The 21,452-nt window shown below is 69.9% G+C and carries 22 protein-coding genes; 12 read left to right on the top strand and 10 right to left on the bottom strand.

Features of this window, described 5'->3' with window-relative positions:
- The first annotated feature begins 1 nt into the window (after position 1).
- The gene (locus AC1RN5_RS10810; RefSeq protein ID WP_493041156.1) at positions 2 to 916 is read left to right on the top strand and encodes an oxygenase MpaB family protein; all 915 of its coding nucleotides are present in this window, start codon (positions 2 to 4) and stop codon (positions 914 to 916) included.
- Positions 917 to 981: 65 nt separating this feature from the next.
- Positions 982 to 1,194 carry an alkylphosphonate utilization protein gene (locus AC1RN5_RS10805; RefSeq protein WP_304698653.1) on the top strand — a complete coding sequence of 71 codons (213 nt, stop codon included), beginning with the start codon at positions 982 to 984 and terminating at the stop codon, positions 1,192 to 1,194.
- Between the two features lie 47 nt (positions 1,195 to 1,241).
- On the opposite strand, the gene AC1RN5_RS10800 is transcribed toward AC1RN5_RS10805, so the two are convergent.
- From AC1RN5_RS10800 to AC1RN5_RS10775, 6 genes are all read right to left on the bottom strand, one after another.
- Positions 1,242 to 3,050, bottom strand: a complete 1,809-nt coding sequence (locus tag AC1RN5_RS10800; RefSeq protein WP_493041155.1) for a flavin-containing monooxygenase — start codon at positions 3,048 to 3,050, stop codon at positions 1,242 to 1,244.
- An 84-nt stretch (positions 3,051 to 3,134) separates the two neighbouring features.
- Entirely contained in the window at positions 3,135 to 4,151 is a 1,017-nt protein-coding gene (locus tag AC1RN5_RS10795) for an NADP-dependent oxidoreductase (protein WP_493041154.1), read from the bottom strand.
- A 61-nt stretch (positions 4,152 to 4,212) separates the two neighbouring features.
- Positions 4,213 to 5,649, bottom strand: a complete 1,437-nt coding sequence (locus tag AC1RN5_RS10790) for an MFS transporter (RefSeq protein ID WP_493041153.1) — start codon at positions 5,647 to 5,649, stop codon at positions 4,213 to 4,215.
- Complete coding sequence (locus AC1RN5_RS10785; RefSeq protein WP_493041152.1) at positions 5,646 to 6,086, bottom strand: MarR family winged helix-turn-helix transcriptional regulator; 441 nt, start codon at positions 6,084 to 6,086, stop codon at positions 5,646 to 5,648. The genes AC1RN5_RS10790 and AC1RN5_RS10785 overlap by 4 nt, the downstream gene beginning before the upstream one ends.
- A gap of 54 nt (positions 6,087 to 6,140) precedes the next feature.
- The gene (locus AC1RN5_RS10780; RefSeq protein WP_493041151.1) at positions 6,141 to 6,578 is read right to left on the bottom strand and encodes a hypothetical protein; all 438 of its coding nucleotides are present in this window, start codon (positions 6,576 to 6,578) and stop codon (positions 6,141 to 6,143) included.
- An 81-nt stretch (positions 6,579 to 6,659) separates the two neighbouring features.
- On the bottom strand, positions 6,660 to 7,304 hold the full coding sequence (locus AC1RN5_RS10775; RefSeq protein WP_493041150.1) for a S24 family peptidase: 645 nt from the start codon (positions 7,302 to 7,304) through the stop codon (positions 6,660 to 6,662).
- Between the two features lie 172 nt (positions 7,305 to 7,476).
- On the opposite strand from AC1RN5_RS10775, the gene AC1RN5_RS10770 reads away from it, so the two are divergent.
- Both AC1RN5_RS10770 and AC1RN5_RS10765 read left to right on the top strand, forming a co-directional pair.
- Positions 7,477 to 7,701 carry a hypothetical protein gene (locus AC1RN5_RS10770; protein ID WP_493041149.1) on the top strand — a complete coding sequence of 75 codons (225 nt, stop codon included), beginning with the start codon at positions 7,477 to 7,479 and terminating at the stop codon, positions 7,699 to 7,701.
- A gap of 34 nt (positions 7,702 to 7,735) precedes the next feature.
- The gene (locus AC1RN5_RS10765; protein WP_493041148.1) at positions 7,736 to 8,302 is read left to right on the top strand and encodes a hypothetical protein; all 567 of its coding nucleotides are present in this window, start codon (positions 7,736 to 7,738) and stop codon (positions 8,300 to 8,302) included.
- A 3-nt stretch (positions 8,303 to 8,305) separates the two neighbouring features.
- On the opposite strand, the gene AC1RN5_RS10760 is transcribed toward AC1RN5_RS10765, so the two are convergent.
- A complete protein-coding gene (locus tag AC1RN5_RS10760) occupies positions 8,306 to 9,844 on the bottom strand; it encodes an acyl-CoA synthetase (protein ID WP_493041147.1) in 1,539 nt (512 codons plus the stop codon).
- Positions 9,845 to 10,018: 174 nt separating this feature from the next.
- On the opposite strand from AC1RN5_RS10760, the gene AC1RN5_RS10755 reads away from it, so the two are divergent.
- On the top strand, positions 10,019 to 10,777 hold the full coding sequence (locus AC1RN5_RS10755) for an enoyl-CoA hydratase/isomerase family protein (RefSeq protein WP_493041146.1): 759 nt from the start codon (positions 10,019 to 10,021) through the stop codon (positions 10,775 to 10,777).
- A gap of 126 nt (positions 10,778 to 10,903) precedes the next feature.
- Here AC1RN5_RS10755 and AC1RN5_RS10750 read toward each other — a convergent pair whose 3' ends face one another.
- Both AC1RN5_RS10750 and AC1RN5_RS10745 read right to left on the bottom strand, forming a co-directional pair.
- On the bottom strand, positions 10,904 to 11,689 hold the full coding sequence (locus AC1RN5_RS10750) for an SDR family oxidoreductase (RefSeq protein ID WP_493041145.1): 786 nt from the start codon (positions 11,687 to 11,689) through the stop codon (positions 10,904 to 10,906).
- Positions 11,690 to 11,760: 71 nt separating this feature from the next.
- On the bottom strand, positions 11,761 to 12,375 hold the full coding sequence (locus tag AC1RN5_RS10745; protein WP_493041144.1) for a DJ-1/PfpI family protein: 615 nt from the start codon (positions 12,373 to 12,375) through the stop codon (positions 11,761 to 11,763).
- Positions 12,376 to 13,462: 1,087 nt separating this feature from the next.
- Here AC1RN5_RS10745 and AC1RN5_RS10740 point away from each other — a divergent pair.
- Positions 13,463 to 13,993, top strand: coding sequence for an SMI1/KNR4 family protein (locus AC1RN5_RS10740; RefSeq protein ID WP_493041143.1), 531 nt, complete (start codon positions 13,463 to 13,465; stop codon positions 13,991 to 13,993).
- 103 nt (positions 13,994 to 14,096) lie between these two features.
- Here AC1RN5_RS10740 and AC1RN5_RS10735 read toward each other — a convergent pair whose 3' ends face one another.
- Positions 14,097 to 15,503 carry a calcium-binding protein gene (locus AC1RN5_RS10735; protein WP_493041142.1) on the bottom strand — a complete coding sequence of 469 codons (1,407 nt, stop codon included), beginning with the start codon at positions 15,501 to 15,503 and terminating at the stop codon, positions 14,097 to 14,099.
- A gap of 127 nt (positions 15,504 to 15,630) precedes the next feature.
- Here AC1RN5_RS10735 and AC1RN5_RS10730 point away from each other — a divergent pair, with 127 nt between their 5' ends.
- From AC1RN5_RS10730 to AC1RN5_RS10705, 6 genes are all read left to right on the top strand, one after another.
- Entirely contained in the window at positions 15,631 to 16,245 is a 615-nt protein-coding gene (locus AC1RN5_RS10730; RefSeq protein WP_493041141.1) for a terminase small subunit-like protein, read from the top strand.
- A gap of 1 nt (position 16,246) precedes the next feature.
- Positions 16,247 to 17,563 carry a hypothetical protein gene (locus AC1RN5_RS10725; protein WP_493041140.1) on the top strand — a complete coding sequence of 439 codons (1,317 nt, stop codon included), beginning with the start codon at positions 16,247 to 16,249 and terminating at the stop codon, positions 17,561 to 17,563.
- 85 nt (positions 17,564 to 17,648) lie between these two features.
- The gene (locus AC1RN5_RS10720) at positions 17,649 to 18,431 is read left to right on the top strand and encodes a hypothetical protein (RefSeq protein ID WP_493041139.1); all 783 of its coding nucleotides are present in this window, start codon (positions 17,649 to 17,651) and stop codon (positions 18,429 to 18,431) included.
- An 8-nt stretch (positions 18,432 to 18,439) separates the two neighbouring features.
- Complete coding sequence (locus tag AC1RN5_RS10715; RefSeq protein WP_493041138.1) at positions 18,440 to 18,892, top strand: hypothetical protein; 453 nt, start codon at positions 18,440 to 18,442, stop codon at positions 18,890 to 18,892.
- 97 nt (positions 18,893 to 18,989) lie between these two features.
- A complete protein-coding gene (locus AC1RN5_RS10710; RefSeq protein ID WP_493041137.1) occupies positions 18,990 to 20,897 on the top strand; it encodes a portal protein in 1,908 nt (635 codons plus the stop codon).
- On the top strand, positions 20,890 to 21,447 hold the full coding sequence (locus AC1RN5_RS10705) for a tlde1 domain-containing protein (RefSeq protein ID WP_493041136.1): 558 nt from the start codon (positions 20,890 to 20,892) through the stop codon (positions 21,445 to 21,447). Before AC1RN5_RS10710 ends, AC1RN5_RS10705 begins: the two co-directional genes overlap by 8 nt.
- Positions 21,448 to 21,452 lie beyond the last annotated feature (5 nt).

The raw sequence follows: 21,452 nt of genomic DNA, 5'->3' as shown, positions 1-21,452 counted from the left end.
CATGACCGCAGCCGCCTCCGAGATCGTCCTGCCGGGCCTGGTGCGCCGGCGGCTGAGCGCGGCGGCGGCGCAGTTGCTGCCGGGGGGCGGGGAGGTGTTCTCCACGCCGCTGGGGGAGCCGGCCCTGGCGGGGCCGGAGTCGGTGTCCTGGCGGGTGTTCAAGAACCCCCTGACCCTGTTCATCGGCGGGGTGGCCGCGGTGATCCTGGAATTCGCCGAGCCCGGGGTCCGCTCCGGGGTCTGGGACCATTCCAGCTTCCGCCGCGATCCCGGCGGCCGCCTGCGGCGCACCGGCCTGGCGGCGATGATCACGGTCTATGCCGCCGGCAGCCGGGCCGAGGCGATGATCGCCGGCGTGCGGCGCCGGCACGACGCGGTGGAGGGCCAGACCCCTGGGGGGGCGGCCTACCGCGCCAACGACCCCCTGCTGCTGGACTGGGTGCAGGCCACGGCGGGCTTCGGCTTCGCCCAGGCCTACAGCGCCTACGCCAAACCCTTGGACGACGAGGCGCTGTCGCGGCTCTACGCCGAGGGGGCGCCGGCGGCGCGGCTCTACGGGGCCGTGGGGGCGCCGACGGACGTGGCCGGGATGAGCGCCCTGTTCGCCGCCATGCGGCCGCGGATGGAGGCCTCGCCGATCGTCTTCGAGTTTCTCGACATCATGCGCACGGCCGACCTGCTGCCGGGCCCCCTGCGGCCCCTGCAGGGCCTGCTGGTGCGGGCGGCGGTGGAGATCGTCCCGGCGCAGGTGCGTGACATCCTCGGCCTCGACCGCCGCTGGGACCTGAAGCCCTGGGAGCGGGCCCTGGTGCGGAGCCTGGGCGGCCTGGCCGACCGCATCGTCATCGAGGACGGCCCGCCGGCCCTGGCCTGCCGCCGGCTGGGCCTGCCGGCCAACCACCTCTATCGGCCCTGAGGCTTGTCGAGGGCGCGCCCGGGTTCTACAGCACAGCTTCTCGAAACCGGTCCGGGATGTCCGCCATGAATGTTCGCGACGCCAACGGCGCCCTCCTGGCCGAGGGCGACTCCGTCACCCTGATCAAGGACCTCAAGGTCAAGGGGACCTCGGTGACCCTCAAGCGCGGAACCCTGATGCGCAACATCCGCCTCACGGACAACGAGGACGAGATCGAGTGCCGCGCCGAGAAGGTGAAGGACCTGGTCCTGAAGACCGAGTTCGTGAAGAAGGCCTAGACCCACCACGTCCGCTCACCCCGGCCTTCGCCGGGGTGAGCGGAGATCTAGTCGGCGTTCAGCTCCAGGCCCTGCAGGCTTCCCTCCGCCCGCCAGTCCTCCAGCACCTTCACGAAGGCGATGGGCCCGGCGCCGTAGGAGCCGTTGCGGGCGGCCAGGGCCGAGGGCTTGCCCTCGTTGTTGTAGTAGCCGGGGGTGCACTCCTCGAGGAACCGCTGGCGCATGATGGCCAGGGACTCGATGGTCGCCACCCAGTCGGCCTCGGCCTGTTCCGACGCCTCGACGGTGCGGACCTGGTGGTCCAGGGCGTGCTTGACGATGTAGGCGAAGTGCTTGGACTGCTCGTTCATCATGTGCGGGAAGTTGGCGGTGAAGCCGGACTGCGCATTGGAGAAGATGAAGCAGTTGGGGAAGCCGCGGGCGTGCATCCCGTGCAGGGTGGACAGGCCGTCCTTCCACTTCTCCGTCAGGGTCAGGCCGCCCTTGCCGTGCAGCTCGTAGCCGGCGCGGCGGGTATAGTCGGTGCCCACCTCGAAGCCGGTGGCGTAGATCAGGCAGTCCAGCTCGTAGTGTCGGCCATTGGCCCAGACCCCGGTCTCGTCGATCCGCTCCACGCCCAGGCCGTTGGTGTCGATCAGGTGGACGTTGGGCCGGTTGAAGGTGGCCAGGTAGTCGTCGTGGAAGCAGGGCCGCTTGCAGAACTGGTTGTAGTAGGGCTTCAGGGCCTCGGCGGTTGAGGGATCGGCCACCACGGCGTCCACGCGGGCGCGGATCTGCTCCATCTTCTTGAAGTCGGCCAGCTGCATCAGCTCGGCGGGATCGACCGCGCCGCCGGCGGACTCGGCCCGCTGGCGGGCCATCAGGCCGAGATTGCGGATGATGTCGGTCCAGCCGTCGTTGACGAGGTCCTGCTCCTGCCAGCCGCCGGAGAGCAGGATGTTGAAATTGTCCATCCGCTGCTGCTGCCAGCCGGGCTCGAGGCTGGCGGCCCAGGCCGGATCGGTGGGGGTGTTGTTGCGGACATCGATGGAGGACGGCGTGCGCTGGAAGACGAACAGCTCGCCCGCGCCTTCGCCCAGGTGCGGCACGCACTGCACGGCGGTCGCCCCAGTGCCGATGATCCCCACCCGCTTGCCCTTCAGGCCGCTCAGGCCGCCGAAGGAGTCGCCGCCGGTGTAGTCGTAGTCCCAGCGGCTGGTGTGGAAGCTGTGGCCCTTGAAGCTGTCGACGCCCGGAATGCCCGGCAGCTTGGGCCGATGCAGGGGGCCGTTGGCCATGGCCACGAAGCGGGCGCGCATGGCGTCGCCCCGGTTGGTGCGGATGATCCAGCGGGAGGCGGCCTCGTCCCAGATCATGTCGGTGACCTCGGTCTGGAAGCAGGCGTTGTCGTAGAGGCCGTACTTCTCGCCGATGGCGCGGCTGTGGGCGAGGATCTCGGGCGCGCGGGTGTACTTCTCCCGCGGCATGAAGCCGACCTCCTCCAGCAGAGGCAGGTAGATGTAGCTCTCGATGTCGCAGGCCGCGCCGGGGTACCGGTTCCAGTACCAGGTGCCGCCGAAGTCGCCGCCCTTCTCGATGAGCCGGATGTCCTGGACGCCGGCCTCGCGCAGGCGGGCGCCGGCCAGCAGGCCGCCGAAGCCGCCGCCGATCACCACCACCTCGACCTCGTCGGTCAGGGGCTCGCGGGAAAAGCCCGGCGGCACATAGGGATCGTCGAGATAGTGGGCGTAGTCGCCCTTGATCTCGACATACTGGGCGTTGGCGTCGTCGCGCAGGCGCTTGTCGCGCTCGGCGCGGTACTTGGCGCGCAGGGCTTCGGGATCGAAGCCCAGGTCGCGGTCCATGGTGTCCGACATGACGTTTTCTCCCCAGGCTCTGCGGCCCTGTCGGGAGATTGGACGACCGCTCGCCTTACGGAAGGCAAGCGGTCGTCCCGGGAATCAGGGCTCGGGTGAAACCTGAACCAGCAGCTTGCCGTCGTGGGCGCCGGTGAACAGCAGCTTCACGGCCTCGGCGGCGTTCTCCAGGCCGTCCACCACATGGGCCTTCCACTTGATCTGGCCCGAGGCCACCAGGGGGATCAGCTCGGCCATCGCCTCGGCGGCGCGGGGCAGGTAGTCGATGATGATGAAGCCCTTGATCAGCAGGCGGCGCATCAGCACCCGGGCGAAGTCCTTCGGCCCCGGGATCGGTCCGTCGACGTTGTAGGTGGAGATCATCCCGCAGAGGGCGACGCGGCCGAAATTGTTCATGCGGGCCAGGACGGCGTCCATGATCTCGCCGCCGACATTCTCGAAGTCCACGTCGACGCCGTTGGGGGCCAGGCGGTCGAGGGCCTTGCCGACGTCTTCGTTGCGGTAGTCGATGGCGCCGTCGAAGCCGAGTTCCTCGGTGAGCCAGCGGCACTTCGCGGGGCCCCCGGCGATGCCGATGACCCGGCAGCCCTTGAGCTTGGCCAGCTGGCCGACGATGGAGCCCACCGCGCCGGCGGCCGCCGACACCACGACGGTTTCACCGGGCTGCGGCTTGCCGATGTCCATCAGGCCGAACCAGGCGGTGAGGCCTGTGGCGCCCAGCACGCTCATATAGGCCGTCAGCGGGACGCCCGGAATCTGCAGGCTGGGGCGGGCCATGGCCGCCGGGAGGACCGTGTAGTCCTGCCATCCGCCGAGGCCGGGATTGACGATCTGGCCGACCTGGAGCTCGGGGCTCTTGGAGGCCTCCACGACCCCGATGACGCCGCCGCGCATGACGTCGCCGATCTCGACGGGCGGCAGGTACTGGTCCTGGTCGCTCATCCAGATGCGGTTGGTGGGATCGAGCGACAGATAGATCGTGCGGACCAGGACCTCGCCGTCCTTCAGCTCGGGCGTCTGGACGGTGACGAGCTCGAGGTCCTCCGGACCGATCTCGCCGGTCGGACGGCGGCGCAGGATCCATTGGCGATTGGCAGGCATAGGAGGTCTCCCTTGTTCGTTGGGAAGACGATGCCGACCGCACGCCGGGGAAGTCGAGGGTTTACGGACGATTGCGGCCGTTCATCTCGTCGCCGGCGTCCTTGGGCAGGGGGAGGAAGAACAGGATCGAGATGAAGGTGATGGCGCCGATGATCACGAAGGCGGGCGCGATGGTGGCCGCCGTCATGTGGCTCTGGCCCTGAGCCACCATCAGGCTGTGCAGCAGCAGGGCGGCCAGGCCGATGCCGATGGACTGGACCAGCTGCTGGGCCATGGAGGAGGTGGTGGACGCCCGGCTCATCTGGTGCTGCTCGATCTCGGCATAGGCCATGCCGTTGAGGCTGGTGAACTGCAGGGAGCGGAAGAAGCCGCCGATGGCCAGGACCGTCAGCATGATCCAGTGCGGGGTGGAGGGTTTGAAGAGGCCATAGGCCATGAAGCTGAGGCCGACGATCACGGCGTTGACCAGCAGCACGGTGCGGAAGCCGTAGCGGCGCAGGATGGGCGGGGCGGTGGTCTTCATCACCAGGGCGCCGGCGGCGCTGATGAAGGTCATCATGCCGGCCTGGAAGGCCGAGAGGCCAAAGCCGATCTGCAGCAGCATGGCCAGCAGGAAGGGGGTCGCCCCCATGGCCACGCGCATGAAGGCGCCGCCGATCACCGAGGCGCGGAAGGTCACCAGGCTGAAGATCGACAGGTCGATGATGGCGTGCGGATTGTTGCGGGCGTGGAACCAGTAGAGGGTCAGGGCGGTGGCGCTGCCCAGGAACAGGCCGCCCACCACGCCGGGGGGCAGGGACCCGCGGCCGACGTTCTCGAAACCGAAGATCATGCCGGCCAGGCCCAGACCCGTGAGCAGGATGCCGATCCAGTCGATGGGGGAGACCGCCTGTTCCTTGACGTTGGGCACATAGGCCCGGACCAGGGCGACGCCGGCGATGGCCACCGGCAGGTTCATGAAGAAGATCCAGCGCCAGTCGGCGAAGGTGACGATGGCGCCCCCGACGACGGGGCCGATCACCGGCCCCAGCAGGGCGGGCATGGTCAGGACCGACATGGCGCCCACCAGTTCGCTCTTGGGGGTGGTGCGCAGCAGGACCAGGCGCCCCACCGGACCCATCATGGCGCCGGCCATGCCCTGGAACATGCGGGCGGCCACCAACTGGTTGAGGTTCTGGGCGAAGCCGCAGGCGGCCGAGGACAGGGCGAACAGCACCATGGCGGCCATGAAGATGCGCTTGGCGCCGAACTTGTCGGCGACCCAGCCGCTGATGGGCAGGAAGACCGCCGAGGCCAGCAGGAACATGGTGATGGCCAGGTTCAGCCGCAGGGGATCCTCGTGCAGGGCCTTGGCCATGGTGGGCAGGGCGTTGGAGATCACCGTGGCGTTGAGGGTCTGCATCAGCATGGCCGAGCCGATGATGGCCGGGATCATCCAACCGCGGGTGGTGGGGGTTCCGGCGACCGGGGCCTCGATGGGGGCTTCGATCTCGCTCATGCCTCAAGGCTCAGCAGCTGGAGGAGGGGGCCGGAGGCGGCCTGCAGTTGCTGGCGGGCCTCCTCGGGCAGCTTGGCGAGGCGGGCGGCGAGCCAGTCGTTGCGGTGCTGGCGGATCGCCTCCAGGCGCGCCAGGCCCGCCGGGGTGATCGCCAGGCCCGAACGGCGGCCGTCTTGGGCGTGGTCGGCGCGGACCACCCAGCCCGCGGCCTCCAGGCGCTTGATGTGGCCGCTCATGGTGGGGCGGGAGAGCTGCTCGCCGTCGGCCAGGTCGCAGACGCCCACCCCCGGATTGCGGCTGATCTGGTTGAGCAGGAGGGCGTCGAGGGCGGAGACCCCGGCCTTCTGGGCCTCCTGGCGCAGCCGGCGGGAAACGCGCAGCAGGGCCGGGCGCAGGGACTCGGCCAGGGCGGAGGGGTCATTGCTGAGGGCGGGCATTCGGACTCAAGGTAGTTAGGTTGTCGAACTACCTAGTTTCCACGGCCTGCGGGGTCAAGCGGCCGGATCGTCGCGGTCCAGCGCGCCCCGCGCCGCGCGGGCGCTGCGGAGCAGGGCCAGGGCCGCGGCGCGCAGGTCCCGGGCGGCCTGGGCGCAGGCCTGGCGGTCGGCCTCGAAGTCGCGGGCCGCGGCGGCGCGGGCCTGTTCGCCGGCCGCGTGGGCCGCCCGGGCGGCGACCTGGGCCTGGACGACGGCGGTGACGAAGCGGCCACGGTGGCTCTCGGTCCAAATCCGGCGGGCGGCGAGGCGGGCGCGGGCGGCGGCCAGCAGGTCGGCCGGTTCGGCCGGGGCCAAGACGGGGCCGGACATGCCCGACCAGGCGACGCCGGCAGCTCGCCGGGCCTCGCGGGCGCTCCAGGCGACCCTGGCGGCGTCGACCGCGCGTTCGGTGGTCAGGGCGTCGGCGAGGTCGGGGTCTGCGGGCGGGGGCATTCAGATAGTGTATAAAAAATACATAACTCCGCCAAATCTTATGTTCGATTTCTGATCGGGCGATCCACCTGGGGGTGAGCGTCACAGTCCGCGGATGATGATCCGGCGGGCCTGATGGGGCGGGATGATCGCGGTGATGTGGGCGGCCCAGCGCAGCCTGGCGTCGTGGCGGGTCGGGCCGGCCAGGCTTTCCAGGTCGAAGCGGCCCGGCTCGCTGCCGCGCAGCAGGCGCTTGACCAGCACCTCGTCGGTGTCGGTCTCCACCACCACCACGTGGCCCAGCATGTCGGGAGTCGGCGGCGTCCTTTGGTCTTCAAAATAAATGAGCGCGCCGTCGTCGGCCAGGCCGCGCATGGAGTGGCCGGAGACCTGGACGGCGACGGCGTTTTCCGTGCCCCCAGGCGGAATCGGGGCCAGGTCGTCGGCTTCCTGGCCGGTGGCGTAGAGGATGGTTCCCTCGGGATTGGCGCCCACCATCCCGATCACCTTGACCAGCCCCGCCTGGGCCGCGGGGCGGACAGGGCCCGAGGCGTCGTAGAGCCATTCGGGGCGGACCCCGAAGGCCGCGGCGTACTCCTTGGCCTTGCGGTAGGAGAAGGGGGCGTTGCCGTTCTCATTGGAGGCGTAGGTGTTGCGGTTCCAGCCGAAGGCCTCCGCCGCCGCGGCGGCGGTCTCGAAGCCCTTCTCGGTGCGGGCCAGGCGCAGGCGTTGGCAGCGGTCGTCCATGGCCTAAACCTATAGGGGAAACTCTGTAGAGAAAATACAGAAATTTGTTGTCCGTTCCCTGTATGTTCTCTACAGTTCTCCCATGCAACGGGAAAACACCAAGCCACGGCCGGTCGACGGCCAGGATTACGCGGCCCTACGTCAAACGGGGACGTCGCCTGCGCGAACGCGGTTGCTGCTGGGGCTCGAGGCCGATCCGGCGCGGCGGTTCGAGGCGCTGTTCCGCAAGCGCGCGGCGCGGGGGGCCGGCGACCGGCAGCTGCCGAAGTTCGCGCGGCACGAGGCCCATGTGGCCGCGGTGCTGGCGGCCGGCGGCTTCTGGGCCTTCTCCGAGCGCCGGATCGGCCGGGACGGGGCGGCGGTCTGCCTGCCGATGATCCCCCCGCCCAAGGCCTGAGCCCCTTCAACATCCACCACGGGAGTTACCGCGCATGAGCCGCACGGCCCATCTGGCGCGCCTGGAGCGCGCGCGTCTGCTGGCCCTGGAACAGCGGGGCAAGGCCCGCGCCGAGGCCCTGGCCACCGCCGCGGGCATCGCCGAGACCGTGGCCCTGTCGGAGGCCCGCGGCGCGGCCATCGAGGCGCCGGCCTCGCCCCGCAGGCCACATCGGCGGCAGGCGGGCCTCGACTGGCTGGTCCGGCAGGGGCGGCTGAACGACCTGCAGAAGACCGCCGGCGAACGCTATGGGACCTATTACCGGCGGGCGCGGGGCGGGGCGGGGATCGGCTCGAGCCTGGACATCAAGCCCGGCGACAATCCGCAGGGGACCAGCCTCACCGAGGTCCTGGCCCAGGCCGAGGCGCGGATGGCGGCCGCCGCCAAGCTGGCCGCCTTTCGCCGCCGGCTGCACCAGCACCCGACCCTGCTGGCGGCCTGCGACCTGGTCTGCGGCGAGGAGCTGACGCCGCGCGAGGCGGCCCGCACCGACCGCGAGGCCGGGCGGCTGGAGGCGGTGCTGGCGGTGGCCCTGGACCTGCTGGCCGCCGAGGGCGGCTGACGGTCAGATCCGACGGTCGAGGCCCTCCCAGAAGGGCTCGCGCAGCTTGCGCTTGAAGATCTTGCCGGAGTCCTCGCGGGGCAGGTCGGCATGGAAGTCGACCCGCTTGGGCACCTTGTAGCTGGCCATCTGGCCGCGCAGATAGGTGCGCACCTCGCCCTCCGTGAGCTCGACCCCGGGCAGGGGCTGGACCACGGCGCAGACCGCCTCGCCGAACTCCTCGTCGGGGATGCCGAACACCGCGCAATCGGCGACGCCGGGCATCTTGTGCAGTTCGGCCTCGATCTCGGCGGGATAGATGTTGGCCCCGCCGGAGATGATCATGTCCTTGGCGCGGTCGCACAGATAGAGGAAGCCGTCGGCGTCCAGATAGCCGATGTCGCCCGGCGCGATCAGGCCGACCTTCTCCGAGGCGGCCCGCTTGGCGTCGTCCCCGTGATAGGTGAAGTCGGCGATGGCCGGGGTGCGGGCCACCACCTCGCCGATCTCGCCGGCCGGCAGGCTGTTCCCTTCGGCGTCGATCACCCGGACATCGGCGCCGGGCATGGCCTTGCCCACCGTGCCCGGATGGGAGAGCCACTGCTCGGAGGTGCAGAACACCACCGCGCCGGTCTCGGTGGAGCCGTAGTACTCGTTGATCACCGGCCCCCACCACTCGATCATCGCCCGCTTCACCGGCGCCGGGCAGGGGGCGGCGGCGTGGACGACGAATTTCAGGCTGGAGACGTCGTACCTGGCCCTCACCTCCGGCGGCAGCCGCAGCAGGCGGGTGAACATGATCGGCACCATGTGCAGGTGGGTGACCCGCTCGCGGGCGATCAGGGCCAGCAGCTCCTCCGGATCGAAGCGGGCCTCCAGGATCACCTTGGCGCCCAGGCGGGCGCTGAAGACGCCGTAGGCGTTGGGGGCCGAGTGGTACATGGGCCCGGTGATGACGGTGACGATCTGCTCGGGGCGGGTCATCCAGTCGGCGAAGCCGAAGGCGTAGGCCAGCATGCCGGCGGAGACGGCGGCCTGTTCCGGGGTCGGCGGATGGCGGCGCACCCCCTTGGGATGGCCGGTGGTGCCCGAGGTGTAGATGATCGTGCCCGGGCCGTCGGCCACCGGGGTGTCGTAGGGGGCGAAGCCCTCCAGCCAGCTCGGCCAGTCGATCATGCCGGGGGGCGTGGAGACGGCCTCGATCCCGTAGGCCTGGGCGATCTCGGGCGGGGTGGCCACCACCAGGACCGGAACGCCGGGGGGCAGGGCGGCGCGGATCCCCTCGATCAGGTCGGCGTGGATGATGATGGCCCGCGCCCCCGAGTTCTCGAACAGGTAGCGGGCCTCGGCCTCCGCATAGTGCCAGTTGACCGGGGTCGGATAGGCCCCCAGCAGACCGGCGGCGAAGGTGGCCTCCAGGAAGGCCAGGTCATTGCGCAGATAGATGGCGATCAGGTCGCCGGCGGCCACGCCCAGGGAGGCCAGGCCCGTGGCGGCGCAGGCGGCGCGCTCGTTGAGCGCCGCCGAGGACAGCCGCCGTTCGCCGCTGATGATCTCGCCCATCGGGTTCCTCCCCCTTTTTATGTCGCTCACCGTAGCCACCTCACGGCGGGGAATGGCAAGGGGCCGGGGGTGAGGGCCCACCGTTCTCCGTGACTTCGGCAGTGACTCCGGTGACTGTCTGACTCCTGCGGCGGGGTTCCGCGCGGAAGAAGCTTTCAATCGAAGGAGGCCAGCGTGGCCGATCAAGATGTGTTGTTGGTGGAGCGGCGCGGGGAAACCGACTTCGTGACCCTGAACCGGCCCGAGCGGCTGAACGCCCTGAACCAGCCGCTGTCGGACGCCCTGCTGGCCTATTTCGAGGCGCGGCGGCGGGACACCGAGTGCCGGGTGATCGTGCTGGCCGGGGCGGGCCGCGCCTTCTCCTCCGGCGCGGACCTGAAGGCCGGCGGCCAGCCGGACCGGCTGCGGGACGGACCGAACGGCGACTGGATGCTGCGCGACACGCTCAAGGCCATGCGGGCCTGCCCGCAGCCGATCATCGCCCTGGTGCACGGCGCCGCGGCCGGGGGCGGGCTGGCGATAGCCCTGGCCGCCGACGTGATCGTGGCCGGCGCCAGCGCGGCCTTCCACCCGGCCTTCATCAAGATTGGCCTGTCGGGCTCGGAGCTGGCGGTGAGCTGGCGGCTGCAGCGGACCATGGGGATCTCCCGCACCCGCGAGATGCTGCTGACCGGCGAGCCGATGCACGCCGAGGAGGCCGCCCGCGTGGGCCTGGTTTCCAAGGTGATCCCGGACGAGGGGCTGGCGGCCGAGGGCGAACGCCTGGCCCAGGCCATGCTGAAGGCCGGGCCCGACGCCCTGCGGATCTCCAAGCGGACGTTCGACGCCACCCTCGAGGGGATGAGCTTCGACGCGGCCCTGGAGCTTGAGGAGCGCGGCCAGATCCAGATGATCCGCGGGCGGGTGGCGGCGGTGGCGATGCCGACGAGCTAGCCGCGCAACAATCTCCGTCATCCCGGACGGCCGATAGGCCGATCCGGGACCCTGGGGGATTGATCGCGGCCCCTGGGTCCCGGCTCTCCGCTTTGCTGCGGCCGGGATGACGGTGGTTGTTCGCGCCTACTTGCCCATCACCTTGGCCCGCAGCCGCCGCATGCCGGCCAGCCAGCGGTCGTAGTCGGCGGTCTTGCGCTGCATGTAGGTGAGCACCTCCGGGTGGGGGAGGATGAGGAAGCGTTCGGCGGTCAGGCCCTCGATGACGTGGCCGGCCACCTCGTCGGGGGTGAGCACCCCGTCCAGGCTCTGGGGCGAGCCAGAGCCGCCGGCCCGCAGCATGGCGGTGTCGACCCCCTGCGGGCAGAGGATGGACACCTTGATCCCCTGGTCGCCGTGGGTGATGGCGAGGCTCTCGGCCAGGCCGACGGCGGCGTGTTTCGTCGTGGAATAGACCGCCCCGCCGATCTGGGAGAGCAGGCCCGCGGCCGAGACGGTGTTGAGCAGGTAGCCCTCTCCGCGGGCGATCATGCCGGGCAGGACCGCGCGGGCGGCGTGGACGTGGGCCATGACATTGACCCCCCAGGCGCGGGCCCAGACGGCGTCGGGGGAGGAGACCGCGTTCTCCCGGTCCGGGTCGCCGTCGCCCACCCCGGCATTGGCGCAGAAGAGGTCGATGCGGCCCCAGGCGGCCTCGACGGCCGCGACCATGGCCGCCACCTGGGCGCCGTCGGAGACATCCACCGTGTGGGCGGTCCCCCCGATCTCGACGGCCACGGCCTTGGCGCCCTCGCCATTGCGATCGACCACGGCGACATGGGCCGCGCCGTCCGCGGCGAAGCGGCGGGCGAGCGCCGCGCCGATGCCCTCGGCGGCGCCGGTGACCACGATGACCTTGCCCTTCACGTCCATGTCTCGTCTCCGTCCCACGTTGTCTCGTTGGGGCCAGGGGTAGGGGGCGCGCGCGGCCGAGGCAATGGCGGTCAGGCGGTGACCGGCGTCAGGAAGGGGGCGATCACCGCCAGGGTCCGTTCGACCCAGGCGTCCTTCTCCCCCACGGGGGCGGCCCCATGGATCATCTCGCGGGCGGACTCCGGCCCCAGGGCGCGGGCGCCGATCCAGGCGGCGAGATAGGTGGCCGACAGGCAGCCGCCGGCCGAGGCGACATTGCCGGCCGCGTGAAAGGGGGTCTCCAGCACCCGGAAGCCGTGGGCGGCCAGGCCCGGGGCGGTCATGTGGTCGGCGCAGACCGGCTGGCCCGCCGAGACCAGGCCGAGCGCCGCCAGCAGCAGGGCGCCCGAGCACTGGCTGGCGATCAACTGGCGGGCGGGATCGAGCTTGAGGGTGGCCAGGATGTGGGGGTCGGCGGCCACCACCTCGCTGGCCATGCCGCTGCCAATGATCACCGCGTCGGCGATGTTGGCGAAGGCCAGCGGCTTCTGCCGGTCGATGGCGACGCCGTTCTTGGAGACCACCCTCTGGGTGGGGGAGACGATCCAGGCCTGGACGCCGCGGGCCGAGAGCCGGTTGAGCAGGGCGGCGGCGACGAAGGAGTCCAGCTCGTTGAAGGCCTGGAAGGTGAGGACGGCGACCTGCATGGCGGGCGCTCCGGGCGTGGGGACGGGGGGAGTGTAGGCTTGGTGCGGGGGACGGCCAAGCTGGGGGGCGGAGGGGCCGGAAAAGGGGAACCACGAACGTCACGAACACAATCCAGTGTGTCATCCCGGAAGCCGCGCCAGCGGCTGTCCGGGACCCAGACTCGTGGGGCTCCCCGGAGAAGACGGTGTCCATGGGGCCCGCACTTCCGCGGCTGCGCCGCTCCATGCGGGATGACACATTGGGGGAAGGCGCGCCGCGAGCCCGGAGGGACGCGCGCGTCGCAATGTTCCTATTTTGTTCTTGACAGCGTCGCGCGTTTTCGGTAGGTTTTCGACATTGGTCGTTTCTGCGTCTGAGGCGCGGGACGGCCTTCCGGTCCCCGGGCGCCGCGCCTCTCCACGCGGGCCCCGGGGGCCATGGTCCTTCAAGGTTTTCTGGCCGGCGCTCGGATGAGCGCCGCGGGCGTTAGCCCGCTCGCGCCGCCGCGTCCCTGTCGTGGATGTCCTCCCCTCCGTTCGCGGTGGGGACGCGGGAAACCTTGCCCGATCGCCGGAAGGCTGCGCCCGCGCGGCAGGCCCCCCGCGTCCCGAGCGCGCCGAGCCAGGCTCCGTGGAGCCGGCGGCCGCCGGGCGCGGGGGTGATCTGGGGCGTCCAGTCGAACTCCAGCCTTCGAACAGGTGCAGGATGACGAGTTTCCAACCTTCGCAGCGCAGCTCGGGCGCGGGAAGCCTGGCAGAGAACGATTGAAGCCCTGCGCGGCGCCGCCCGCGCAAGGTTTGCCCCGGCCAATGGGCTCTCGGCGGGAGAGATGGAGGCCGAGGTTCACCACAGCCTTCCCCTTGAGTGGGCGCATCGGTTTCCTGACGTTGACCCGAACGCCTTGGCCAACCTCTGGGCGCTTCGGCAAAGGGCGCATATCATCGCCTCGCGGGCCTGGGCGGCGTTCAGGGCAGGCCTGAAAGGCCGAAGTCCTTCGCAGGCGGAAATCATGGCGGAGAAGCTGCGGATTGATCAGTTGGTCGCCCCCTATATCCGACGCCCGGGCGTGCCCCGATCTCGGACGCCGCCTAGAGACGGAGGCCCGATATGAGCATTTCGGTCGGGGAAGCAGCCCGCCGCCTCCAAGAGGCTGGCGTGCTGAAGCGGGAGAAGTTCGACCATGCTGAACGAAACATCGCCTATGTAAGCGAGAGGCTTGGCCGCAAGCTTCCCGCTGATCTTGAGGCCTTCTATCGGGAGAGGATTGAGCGGGTCGGCGATTTCGCAGCTCTCGGCCCCCTCTGGAATGACTGGATGGGGCGTTGGGAGCCGCTGTCGGTGGACGTGACCGACCTGCTCCACGTTCAGGCCGTCCCGATCTTCCTTGACGGGTGCGGCAATCTCTATGGGCTTGATCTATCCTCTGGCGACGCCGTACCGGCGGTCTACTTCTTCGACCACGAACGGGGGCTCGAGAAGCCCGAATGGGCGGCGGGGTCGTCGCTTGGGACCTTCCTGCTGCTGCTCGCCGACCATGATCGCGCCTATGCCGAGGACTGGCCGGAGGGCTGGGAGCGCGCCATCGACCCCGACATCGACAAGTGTCCCCGCGCCCCGCCGGTGTGGGCGGCGGGGTAGGCTGCGACAGTGCCGGTATCACTACGGAGGCGGCGCCCCTTTCAGACCGCCATACTCGGGCTTGTTCCGAGATGACGATTGTGGGGGCCGGACGGCCGCCCCGTCATCCCACCAGCAGCCAACTCGCCACGCTGTCCGCCACCGACACCCCCACCAGGATGATCTGGTCGCCGGCGCCGAGGTCGAGGATGGTGTTTCCGCCGCTTTGGGTGACGGTGTAGGGCGTGGCCGCCTCCAGGTGGACGCGGTCGCCCTGGGCCAGGGAGAAGTCGAGGACGCGGTCGATCCCGGCGCCCACGAAGCTGTTGAAGAGGTCGGCGCCCCCGCCGCCCGAGATCGTGTCGTCGCCGCGGTCGCCGGACATCCAGTCATTGCCGGCGCCGCCCGCGAGGCTGTCGTCGCCCTGGCCGCCGCGCACCCAGTCGGCGCCGTCGCCGCCGGAGAGGGTGTCGTTTCCGAGGTTCGAATAGACCACGTCGTCACCGGCGTCGCCGGAGAGGACGTCGTCGTCCTTGCCCCCCACGACCCAGTCGTCGCCGGCCCCGCCCGAGACGCTGTCGACGCCGGCGTTGCCGTGCAGGTAGTCGAAGCCCTGGCCGCCCAGCAGGGTGTCGGCGCCGTCGCCGCCGGCCACCATGCCCACCACCGAGCCGAGGCGGCCGTCATAGAGGTCGTTGTCGGCGCCCAGGTCGACGGCGCCGTTGATGCGGCCGGAGTTGACGACCGTGTCGTCGTCCAGTCCCAGGGTGACCCGTCCGTTGATCACGCCGGAATTGTCGACGTGCTGGATGCTGTAGAAGCCCGGATACCTGTTGGGCGCCTGGTCGAGTATGGCGTCGTCGGCGGTGATCGTGCCGCGATTGACGAGCTCGAGCGGGGTCGTGCTCACGCCGGTCACGCGAACGCCCATGGCGGTGGCGCCGGGGTCCGAATGGGTCGCGAGGATCAGGCCGTCATTCTCAAGCCGAAGGCCGCCATTCTGGAGGCTGATACCGGCCGCGAAGCCGGAGCCGGTGGTGCGGGCGACAATTTCGCCGGAATTCCGGATCGCCGCCGGCGTCTCCATGCCGATGGCGATCGCATACCGACCGGCCTCGACCGTGAGATGCCCTGTGTTTGTGACGGGGCCGCCCCAACTCCTCAAGCCGTTGGCCTCATACTTGGCGCGCACCAGGAAGTCGCCGGTGTTCAGAAAGCCCGGGGTGACGCCCTCATTTGACACCAGACCCTCGGCGTAGCCGACCGTCTGCTCCAAGACGACGGTTCCGTTGTTCTCGATGGTCGTGCCGCGCCATGCCGAAGAACTGGAGAGCCCCACCAGCATGACGTTGGGGTCGAAGTAGGGGTAAGAGGACGAGAACTGGATCGTGCCGTTGTTGATCAAGGTTGGCGGCGTGACGCCAGTCTGCAGCTGCAGCTCATAGGCCGTGTAGTCCTGGGTGTTGATGGTGCGGGTGAAGGTGACCGTCTCGCCGCGCGCGACGGTCACCGTGCTGAAGACCTGACCCATGACATCCCCGCTCAGTCTGTGGGGAACGCCCACGCAAACACCTGCGCAGGCGCAAGCAAAGGTTGCATCTCTCCCGCGCGGCCTGGCCCTGTCAACCGCGCGGACATTCCGATTCCAAGGAGACCCGATGACCGATCCCCCTGGGGAGCCGGGGCGCACCGCCGTGCCCTATGCTCCATCCATCCACTATTCGCCGGAGGTCGCCGAGGCGATCTGTGACCTCACCGCCAAGGGCCAGAGCCTGGCCGCCATCTGCCGCCGGAAGGGGATGCCGTCGCCGAAGTCGGTGCAGAACTGGCTCAAGCGCCGGGCCGACTTCGCCGAGATGTACGCCCTGGCCCTGCAGGCCGGCGGTGGCCCGCACAGGGGCGGGGAGCCCAGCCACTACAACCTCGACACCGCCGTGGAGTTCTGCCGCCGGCTGGCGGAGGGCCGCGCCCTGATCCGGATCTGCGAGGATGAGGACATGCCGGTGGTTTCGACCATCTATCACTGGCTGAAGCGCCATCCCGAGTTCGTGGCCCTCTACGCCAACGCCCGGGAGATCCAGGCCGACCGCCTGTTCGAGGAGGTCCGGGAGATCGCCGATGGGGCGACGCCGGAAACCCTGGCGGTCGACAAGACGCGCATCACCGCCCGGCAGTGGCAGGCGGCCAAGCTGGCGCCCCGATCCTACGGCGCGCGCATCAACCAGGAACATCCCGACGCGGTGGTGATCAATGTCGAGGTCGTCGAGTTCTGAGGTGAACCTGAGGGTGCCGGGCGGCTGGGAGCCGCGGCCCTATCAGAAGCCGCTGATCCGCTACCTGCAGACGGGCGGCAAGCGGGCCGACGTGGTGGCGCACCGGCGCTGGGGCAAGGACGAGGTGGCCCTGCACTGGGCGGCGACCCAGGTGGTGAAGAAGCCCGGAACCTACTGGCACCTGCTGCCGGAGGCCTCACAGGGGCGCAAGGCGATCTGGGATGCGGTGAACCCGCACACGGGCGCCAAGCGGATCGACGAGGCCTTTCCCAAGGGGTTCCGGGCCAGGACCGTCGACGCCGAGATGAAGATCGAATTCCGCAACGGCTCGGTCTGGCAGGTGGTGGGGTCGGACAATTACGACCGGCTGGTGGGGTCCTCGGTGCGCGGGGTGGTGTTTTCCGAGTGGGCGCTCGCCAAGCCGGAGGCCTGGACCTACATCCGGCCCATTCTCGTGGAGAGCGACGGGTGGGCGCTGTTCATCTGGACGCCGCGCGGCCGAGGTCATGCGACGCGGGCCTTCGACGTACGCGCCGCCGATCCGGCCTGGTTCACGCTGAAGTCTCCGGCCACGGAGACGGACGTCTTCACGCCTGCGCAGCTGGCGGTGGAGCGGGCCGAGCTGATCGCCGAGGCAGGCTCGGAGGCCGAGGGGCAGGCGAGGTTCGACACCGAGTACCTGGTGGCCTTCGACGCCGCCGCGCCCGGCGCCTATTACGGAGAGGCTCTGCGCGAGGCCGAGGCGGCCGGACGGATCGGGCGGGTCCCGCACGACCCGGCCCTGAAGGTGGACACCGCCTGGGACCTGGGGATCGACGACTACACCGCCATCTGGTTCTTCCAGCAGGTGGGGCGCGAGGTGCGCGCCATCGACTATTTCGAGACCTCCGGCGAGGGGCTGGACGCCATCGTCGGCAAGGCGATCGCCGGCCAGCCCTATGTCTATGGGACCCACCACCTGCCGCACGACGTGATGGTGCGCGAGCTGGGGGCCAGCGGGCGCTCGCGGCTGGAGACGCTCGGCGGGCTCGGGGTCTGGCCGATCTCGGTGGGGACGGCCCAGGGGCCGGACGAGCGGATCAACGCCGCCCGCCTGATGATCCCGCTGACCTGGTTCGACGCCGAGAAGTGCGCCATCGGGCTGGATCGGTTGCGGGCCTATCGCAAGCGCTGGAGCGCGGCGACGCGGAGCTTCGTCGGGCCGCTGCATGACGCGGCCAGCCACGGCGCCGACGCCTTCGGCGAGTTCGCCGTCAACCGCCAGGGCGCGGCCCGGCCGAAGCCGGCCCGCGCCCAGGGGCTGAACTGGATGGGGTGAGGGCGCCGCAGCGGGCGACTTCCACCTATTGATGTTCTCTATTTGTTCGATGTAGCGTGACCCTGTTCACGCGGGATGAAAGGCGATGTCGATGCGTGATGAGTTGGATGATCGTGAAAGCTGGTTCACGCGGCGCACGGTCGATATCGCCGATGCGCGGGACCGGGCGGCGCACGCGGCCTGGACGCGCCTCTCCGCCCCAAGCGACGACGTCATTTCGGGTGGGGAAGGGCGTGACCGGCTGGCCGGGTCCGGCGGTGGAGACCGGTTGGCGCCGCCAAGCCATTCCTTTGCCCAGCAGCGGCAAGCCAAGCCGCCGCCGCACGATGACACCGGCTACTACCAGCTGGGCTGGGAATGGCTGACGGGAACCGGGCCGCGCCGCCACGATTTCGGGCCGGACGATCCGGCGACCCGGGTCCTCCGGAAGCATGACTTCGTGCAGGGGGTGCGCGACAAGGTCGCCACAAGGGCCATCAAGCCGGGCAAGGCGCAGCCGCAGTCTTACGCCCTGGGCGGTTGGAAGGGGGCGCCCGAGTTCATCAAGGCCTATTCGGCTGTCCCGACGGGTGGCGCATCGGGCAATCTTGCCGCCGCCTATCTGGGTTCCTACAACCTGACGCCCAAGATCCGGGCCGTCGATGAGAACGGGGTCGCGACTGTGGACTTCACCGCCGAGAACACCTCGTCGCTGGCGTCGGCGCTGCATCCGCCGGTGATCGGCTATACGAAATTCTACCAACAGCACGTTGATCCCGTGCTCAACGGCCTGGTCAAGACCGGTCCGGGCTCGGCGACCAAACAGACCTTCCGCTGGACGGAGAAGATTCCCACCAAAGCCGCGCCAGCTCAGGGCGGTCGGCGATGAGGCGTGGCATGAGGCGTTTCGCACTGTCGTCGACCCTGGCGCTCGCAGCCGTGGCGCTGTCGGCCTGTAGCCAGCCCGCGCCGTCGCGGGAGGATCTGATCGGGGTGTGGAAGGCGGACGCCGGAGGCGTGCTGATCCTTCGCGCCAACGGCACGGCCGAGGTCCGGGGCGCTCCCATCGACGTGGATTTTCCCAAGCCAAGGGTTCCGTTCTCCGGGACCGGAACCTGGAGCCTGGCTGAACCGCCTGGTGCCCGGGAATTCCTGGTCTTCTCGAGACCTGTCGAGGTGACCATCATGTCGGGCGACGAATTGATCATGGGGGCTCCCTGCTACGCTTCGAGCCCCCCGGCGCCCCGCGCGCTGGTCAAGTTCATCCCGCCGATCTTCCTGTCCCGTCCGACCCTGCAGTTTGAGAACTGTGACGACGGCGAGTTCAAATACGCGTTCCAGAAGCAGTAGCGCGGCTCACGCCTGACACGCGGGCGGTTCGCCCCTCCAACCGCCTTCCGGCGGTTCCTCGCGCCGCGCCGATGCGCGGCGCGCCGAAGGACCTTGCATGAAAACCGAAGACATCCTGAAGGACGCCCGCGAGGCGTTCGACCTGGCTTGCGAGCACGAGTCGGAGAACCGGCGCGAGGCGCTGGACGACATCCGCTTCGCGCGGCTGGGGGAGCAGTGGCCCGACAAGGTGCGGCGCGATCGGGAGCTGGATGGCCGGCCCTGCCTGACCATCAACCGGCTGCCCGCCTTCATCCGCCAGGTGGTCAACGACGCGCGGCAGAACAAGCCGGCCATCAGCTGCCATCCGGTGGACGACGGCGCCGACCCGGAAACCGCAGAGATCTTCAACGGCCTGATCCGCAACATCGAGCAGTCGAGCGACGCGGAGGTGGCCTATGACACGGCGCTGGATTTCGCGGTGACGGGCGGGTTCGGCTATTTCCGGATCAACACCCGCTACGCCGGCGAGGACAGCTTCGACCAGGACCTGGTGATCGAGCGGGTGGCCAACCCCTTCAGCATCTACGGCGACCCCAATTCCCAGGCCGCCGACTCGTCGGACTGGAACACCGCCTTCGTGGTGGACACCCTACCCAAGGCCGTCTTCGAGGCGCGCTGGAAGGGGGCCGACGCGGCGGACTGGAGCGCCGACTCCTATGCCGGGCTGGGCGGTCCCTGGTTGGAGGGCGACCGGGTGATGGTGGCCGAGTACTGGCGGCGCGAGGCGGTGATGAAGACCCTCCTCGCCCTCTCGGACGGCCAGGTGGTGGAACGCTCCGTCTACGAGGCGCAAAAGGCGATGTTCGACGCCCTGGGGGTCAGCGTCATCGGCCAGCCGCGGCAGGTGGCCTCGCACAAGGTGGTGCAGCGGGTGCTGACCGGCGCCGAGGTGCTGGAGACCGTGGACTGGGCCGGCAGGTTCATTCCCATCGTGCCGGTCTATGGCGAGGAGCTGTACGTCGACGGCAAGCGCCGGCTGCGCAGCCTGGTCCGCGACGCCAAGGACCCGCAGCGGATGTTCAACTACTGGCGCACGACGTCCACCGAGCTGGTGGCGCTTGCTCCAAAAGCGCCGTTCATCGGCCGCAAGGGGGCCTTCGAGACCGACGCCAGCAAGTGGGCGACGGCGAACGTTCAGACCCACGCCTATATCGAATATGACGGTCCCGAGCCGCCGATGCGGCAGCCCTTCAGCGGGGTCCCGGCGGGCGCCCTGCAGGAGGCGCTGAACGCCAGCGACGACATGAAGTCGATCATGGGCCTGCACGACGCCAGCCTGGGGGCGCGGTCCAACGAGACCTCGGGCCGGGCGATCATGGCCCGGCAGCGGGAGGGGGACGTGTCCACCTTCCACTATATCGACAACCTCAGCCGGGCGATCCGGCATGCCGGGCGGATCCTCATCGACCTGATCCCCAAGGTCTATTCCGCGCCCCGCGTGGTGCGCGTGCTGGGGCCGGGCGGGGAGGCGAGGCTGGCGCCGGTGAACCAGAAGTTCCAGGCGCCCGACCCGGCCGACCAGGCGCGGAAGATCACCAGGATCTACGACCTGGCGGCGGGCAAGTACGATCTGACCGTCAAGTCGGGGCCGAGCTTCACCAGCCGCCGGGAGGAGGCGGCCACCCAGATGATCGAGCTGATCCGCGCCTATCCGCCGGCGGCGCCGGTGATCGGCGATCTGCTGGCCCGCAACCTCGACTGGCCCGGCGCCGATGAAATCGCCGGACGGCTGGCGGCCATGGTCCCGGACCAGGCCAAGGGCGCGGCGCCGGAGGTGGAGGCGGCCAAGGCCCAGATGGCCAAGCTCGCCCAGGCCCTGCAGGCCGCCGGCGCCAAGATCGCCGCCCTGGAGCAGGACCGCGCCCACGAGGCCCGCAAGCTGGAGATCGAGGCCTTCGAGGCCGAGACGAACCGGATGCGGGCGACCGGACCCTATCGCAAGGGAGTTGGAGATCATGCCTGACCCGAGGCGAGACCATGACGAGCTGCGCGCCCAGGTGCGGGAGACGATCCGAAACAACATCCGCGCCGGCCTGATACCGATCGACTGGGTCTATGACCAGTCCACCGGGGCCCTGATCCAGAGGCGGATGTGCTATCCCGACGCCGAAGCCGCCGCGCGTGACCTGCCGTCCGGCCAGACGCCCATGCCCGACAGAGGCGGTGTGGGCGCCGTCCATCCGGGCAACTACGCCGGCAGGGGGGCGGGCATGAACAACCCGGCCATGGACGGCGTGGGGTCCACCGGTCCTCTCCCGCGAGGCGGCTATGACATCGGGCCGATGGGAACCCATGGCGGCGGCAGGCTACGCAACGCCCTGCCGCTGAGCCCGCTGGAGTCCAATGACATGAAGGGCCGCAGCGCCTTCCTGATCCACGGCGGCGACATGGCGGCGAGAGACAGCTCCGAGGGCTGTATTGTCACGCCGCGAGATGTGAGGGACGGTGTGGTGAGGAGCGGCGACGACCGCCTCTGGGTTGTGCCTGGGGGTCGGCGGCGGCCGCCAACCTGAAGGGG

The sequence above is a fragment of the Phenylobacterium sp. GW821-FHT12F10 genome, from assembly GCF_058806695.1.
Note: the sequence above shows the minus strand (reverse complement) of the source record. Positions and strands in the feature narration are given on the sequence as shown.

Excerpts from the sequence above, each read along its gene's own strand:
- AC1RN5_RS10710 (WP_493041137.1), top strand. The coding sequence starts at position 18,990 with ATGAAAACCGAAGACATCCTGAAGGACGCCCGCGAGGCGTTCGACCTG.
- AC1RN5_RS10795 (WP_493041154.1), bottom strand. The coding sequence starts at position 4,151 with ATGCCTGCCAATCGCCAATGGATCCTGCGCCGCCGTCCGACCGGCGAG.
- AC1RN5_RS10800 (WP_493041155.1), bottom strand. The coding sequence starts at position 3,050 with ATGTCGGACACCATGGACCGCGACCTGGGCTTCGATCCCGAAGCCCTG.
- AC1RN5_RS10805 (WP_304698653.1), top strand. The coding sequence starts at position 982 with ATGAATGTTCGCGACGCCAACGGCGCCCTCCTGGCCGAGGGCGACTCC.
- AC1RN5_RS10750 (WP_493041145.1), bottom strand. The coding sequence starts at position 11,689 with ATGGACGTGAAGGGCAAGGTCATCGTGGTCACCGGCGCCGCCGAGGGC.
- AC1RN5_RS10765 (WP_493041148.1), top strand. The coding sequence starts at position 7,736 with ATGAGCCGCACGGCCCATCTGGCGCGCCTGGAGCGCGCGCGTCTGCTG.
- AC1RN5_RS10735 (WP_493041142.1), bottom strand. The coding sequence starts at position 15,503 with ATGGGTCAGGTCTTCAGCACGGTGACCGTCGCGCGCGGCGAGACGGTC.
- AC1RN5_RS10785 (WP_493041152.1), bottom strand. The coding sequence starts at position 6,086 with ATGCCCGCCCTCAGCAATGACCCCTCCGCCCTGGCCGAGTCCCTGCGC.
- AC1RN5_RS10745 (WP_493041144.1), bottom strand. The coding sequence starts at position 12,375 with ATGCAGGTCGCCGTCCTCACCTTCCAGGCCTTCAACGAGCTGGACTCC.
- AC1RN5_RS10715 (WP_493041138.1), top strand. The coding sequence starts at position 18,440 with ATGAGGCGTTTCGCACTGTCGTCGACCCTGGCGCTCGCAGCCGTGGCG.
- AC1RN5_RS10720 (WP_493041139.1), top strand. The coding sequence starts at position 17,649 with ATGTCGATGCGTGATGAGTTGGATGATCGTGAAAGCTGGTTCACGCGG.
- AC1RN5_RS10780 (WP_493041151.1), bottom strand. The coding sequence starts at position 6,578 with ATGCCCCCGCCCGCAGACCCCGACCTCGCCGACGCCCTGACCACCGAA.
- AC1RN5_RS10730 (WP_493041141.1), top strand. The coding sequence starts at position 15,631 with ATGACCGATCCCCCTGGGGAGCCGGGGCGCACCGCCGTGCCCTATGCT.
- AC1RN5_RS10740 (WP_493041143.1), top strand. The coding sequence starts at position 13,463 with ATGAGCATTTCGGTCGGGGAAGCAGCCCGCCGCCTCCAAGAGGCTGGC.
- AC1RN5_RS10790 (WP_493041153.1), bottom strand. The coding sequence starts at position 5,649 with ATGAGCGAGATCGAAGCCCCCATCGAGGCCCCGGTCGCCGGAACCCCC.
- AC1RN5_RS10760 (WP_493041147.1), bottom strand. The coding sequence starts at position 9,844 with ATGGGCGAGATCATCAGCGGCGAACGGCGGCTGTCCTCGGCGGCGCTC.
- AC1RN5_RS10705 (WP_493041136.1), top strand. The coding sequence starts at position 20,890 with ATGCCTGACCCGAGGCGAGACCATGACGAGCTGCGCGCCCAGGTGCGG.
- AC1RN5_RS10810 (WP_493041156.1), top strand. The coding sequence starts at position 2 with ATGACCGCAGCCGCCTCCGAGATCGTCCTGCCGGGCCTGGTGCGCCGG.
- AC1RN5_RS10775 (WP_493041150.1), bottom strand. The coding sequence starts at position 7,304 with ATGGACGACCGCTGCCAACGCCTGCGCCTGGCCCGCACCGAGAAGGGC.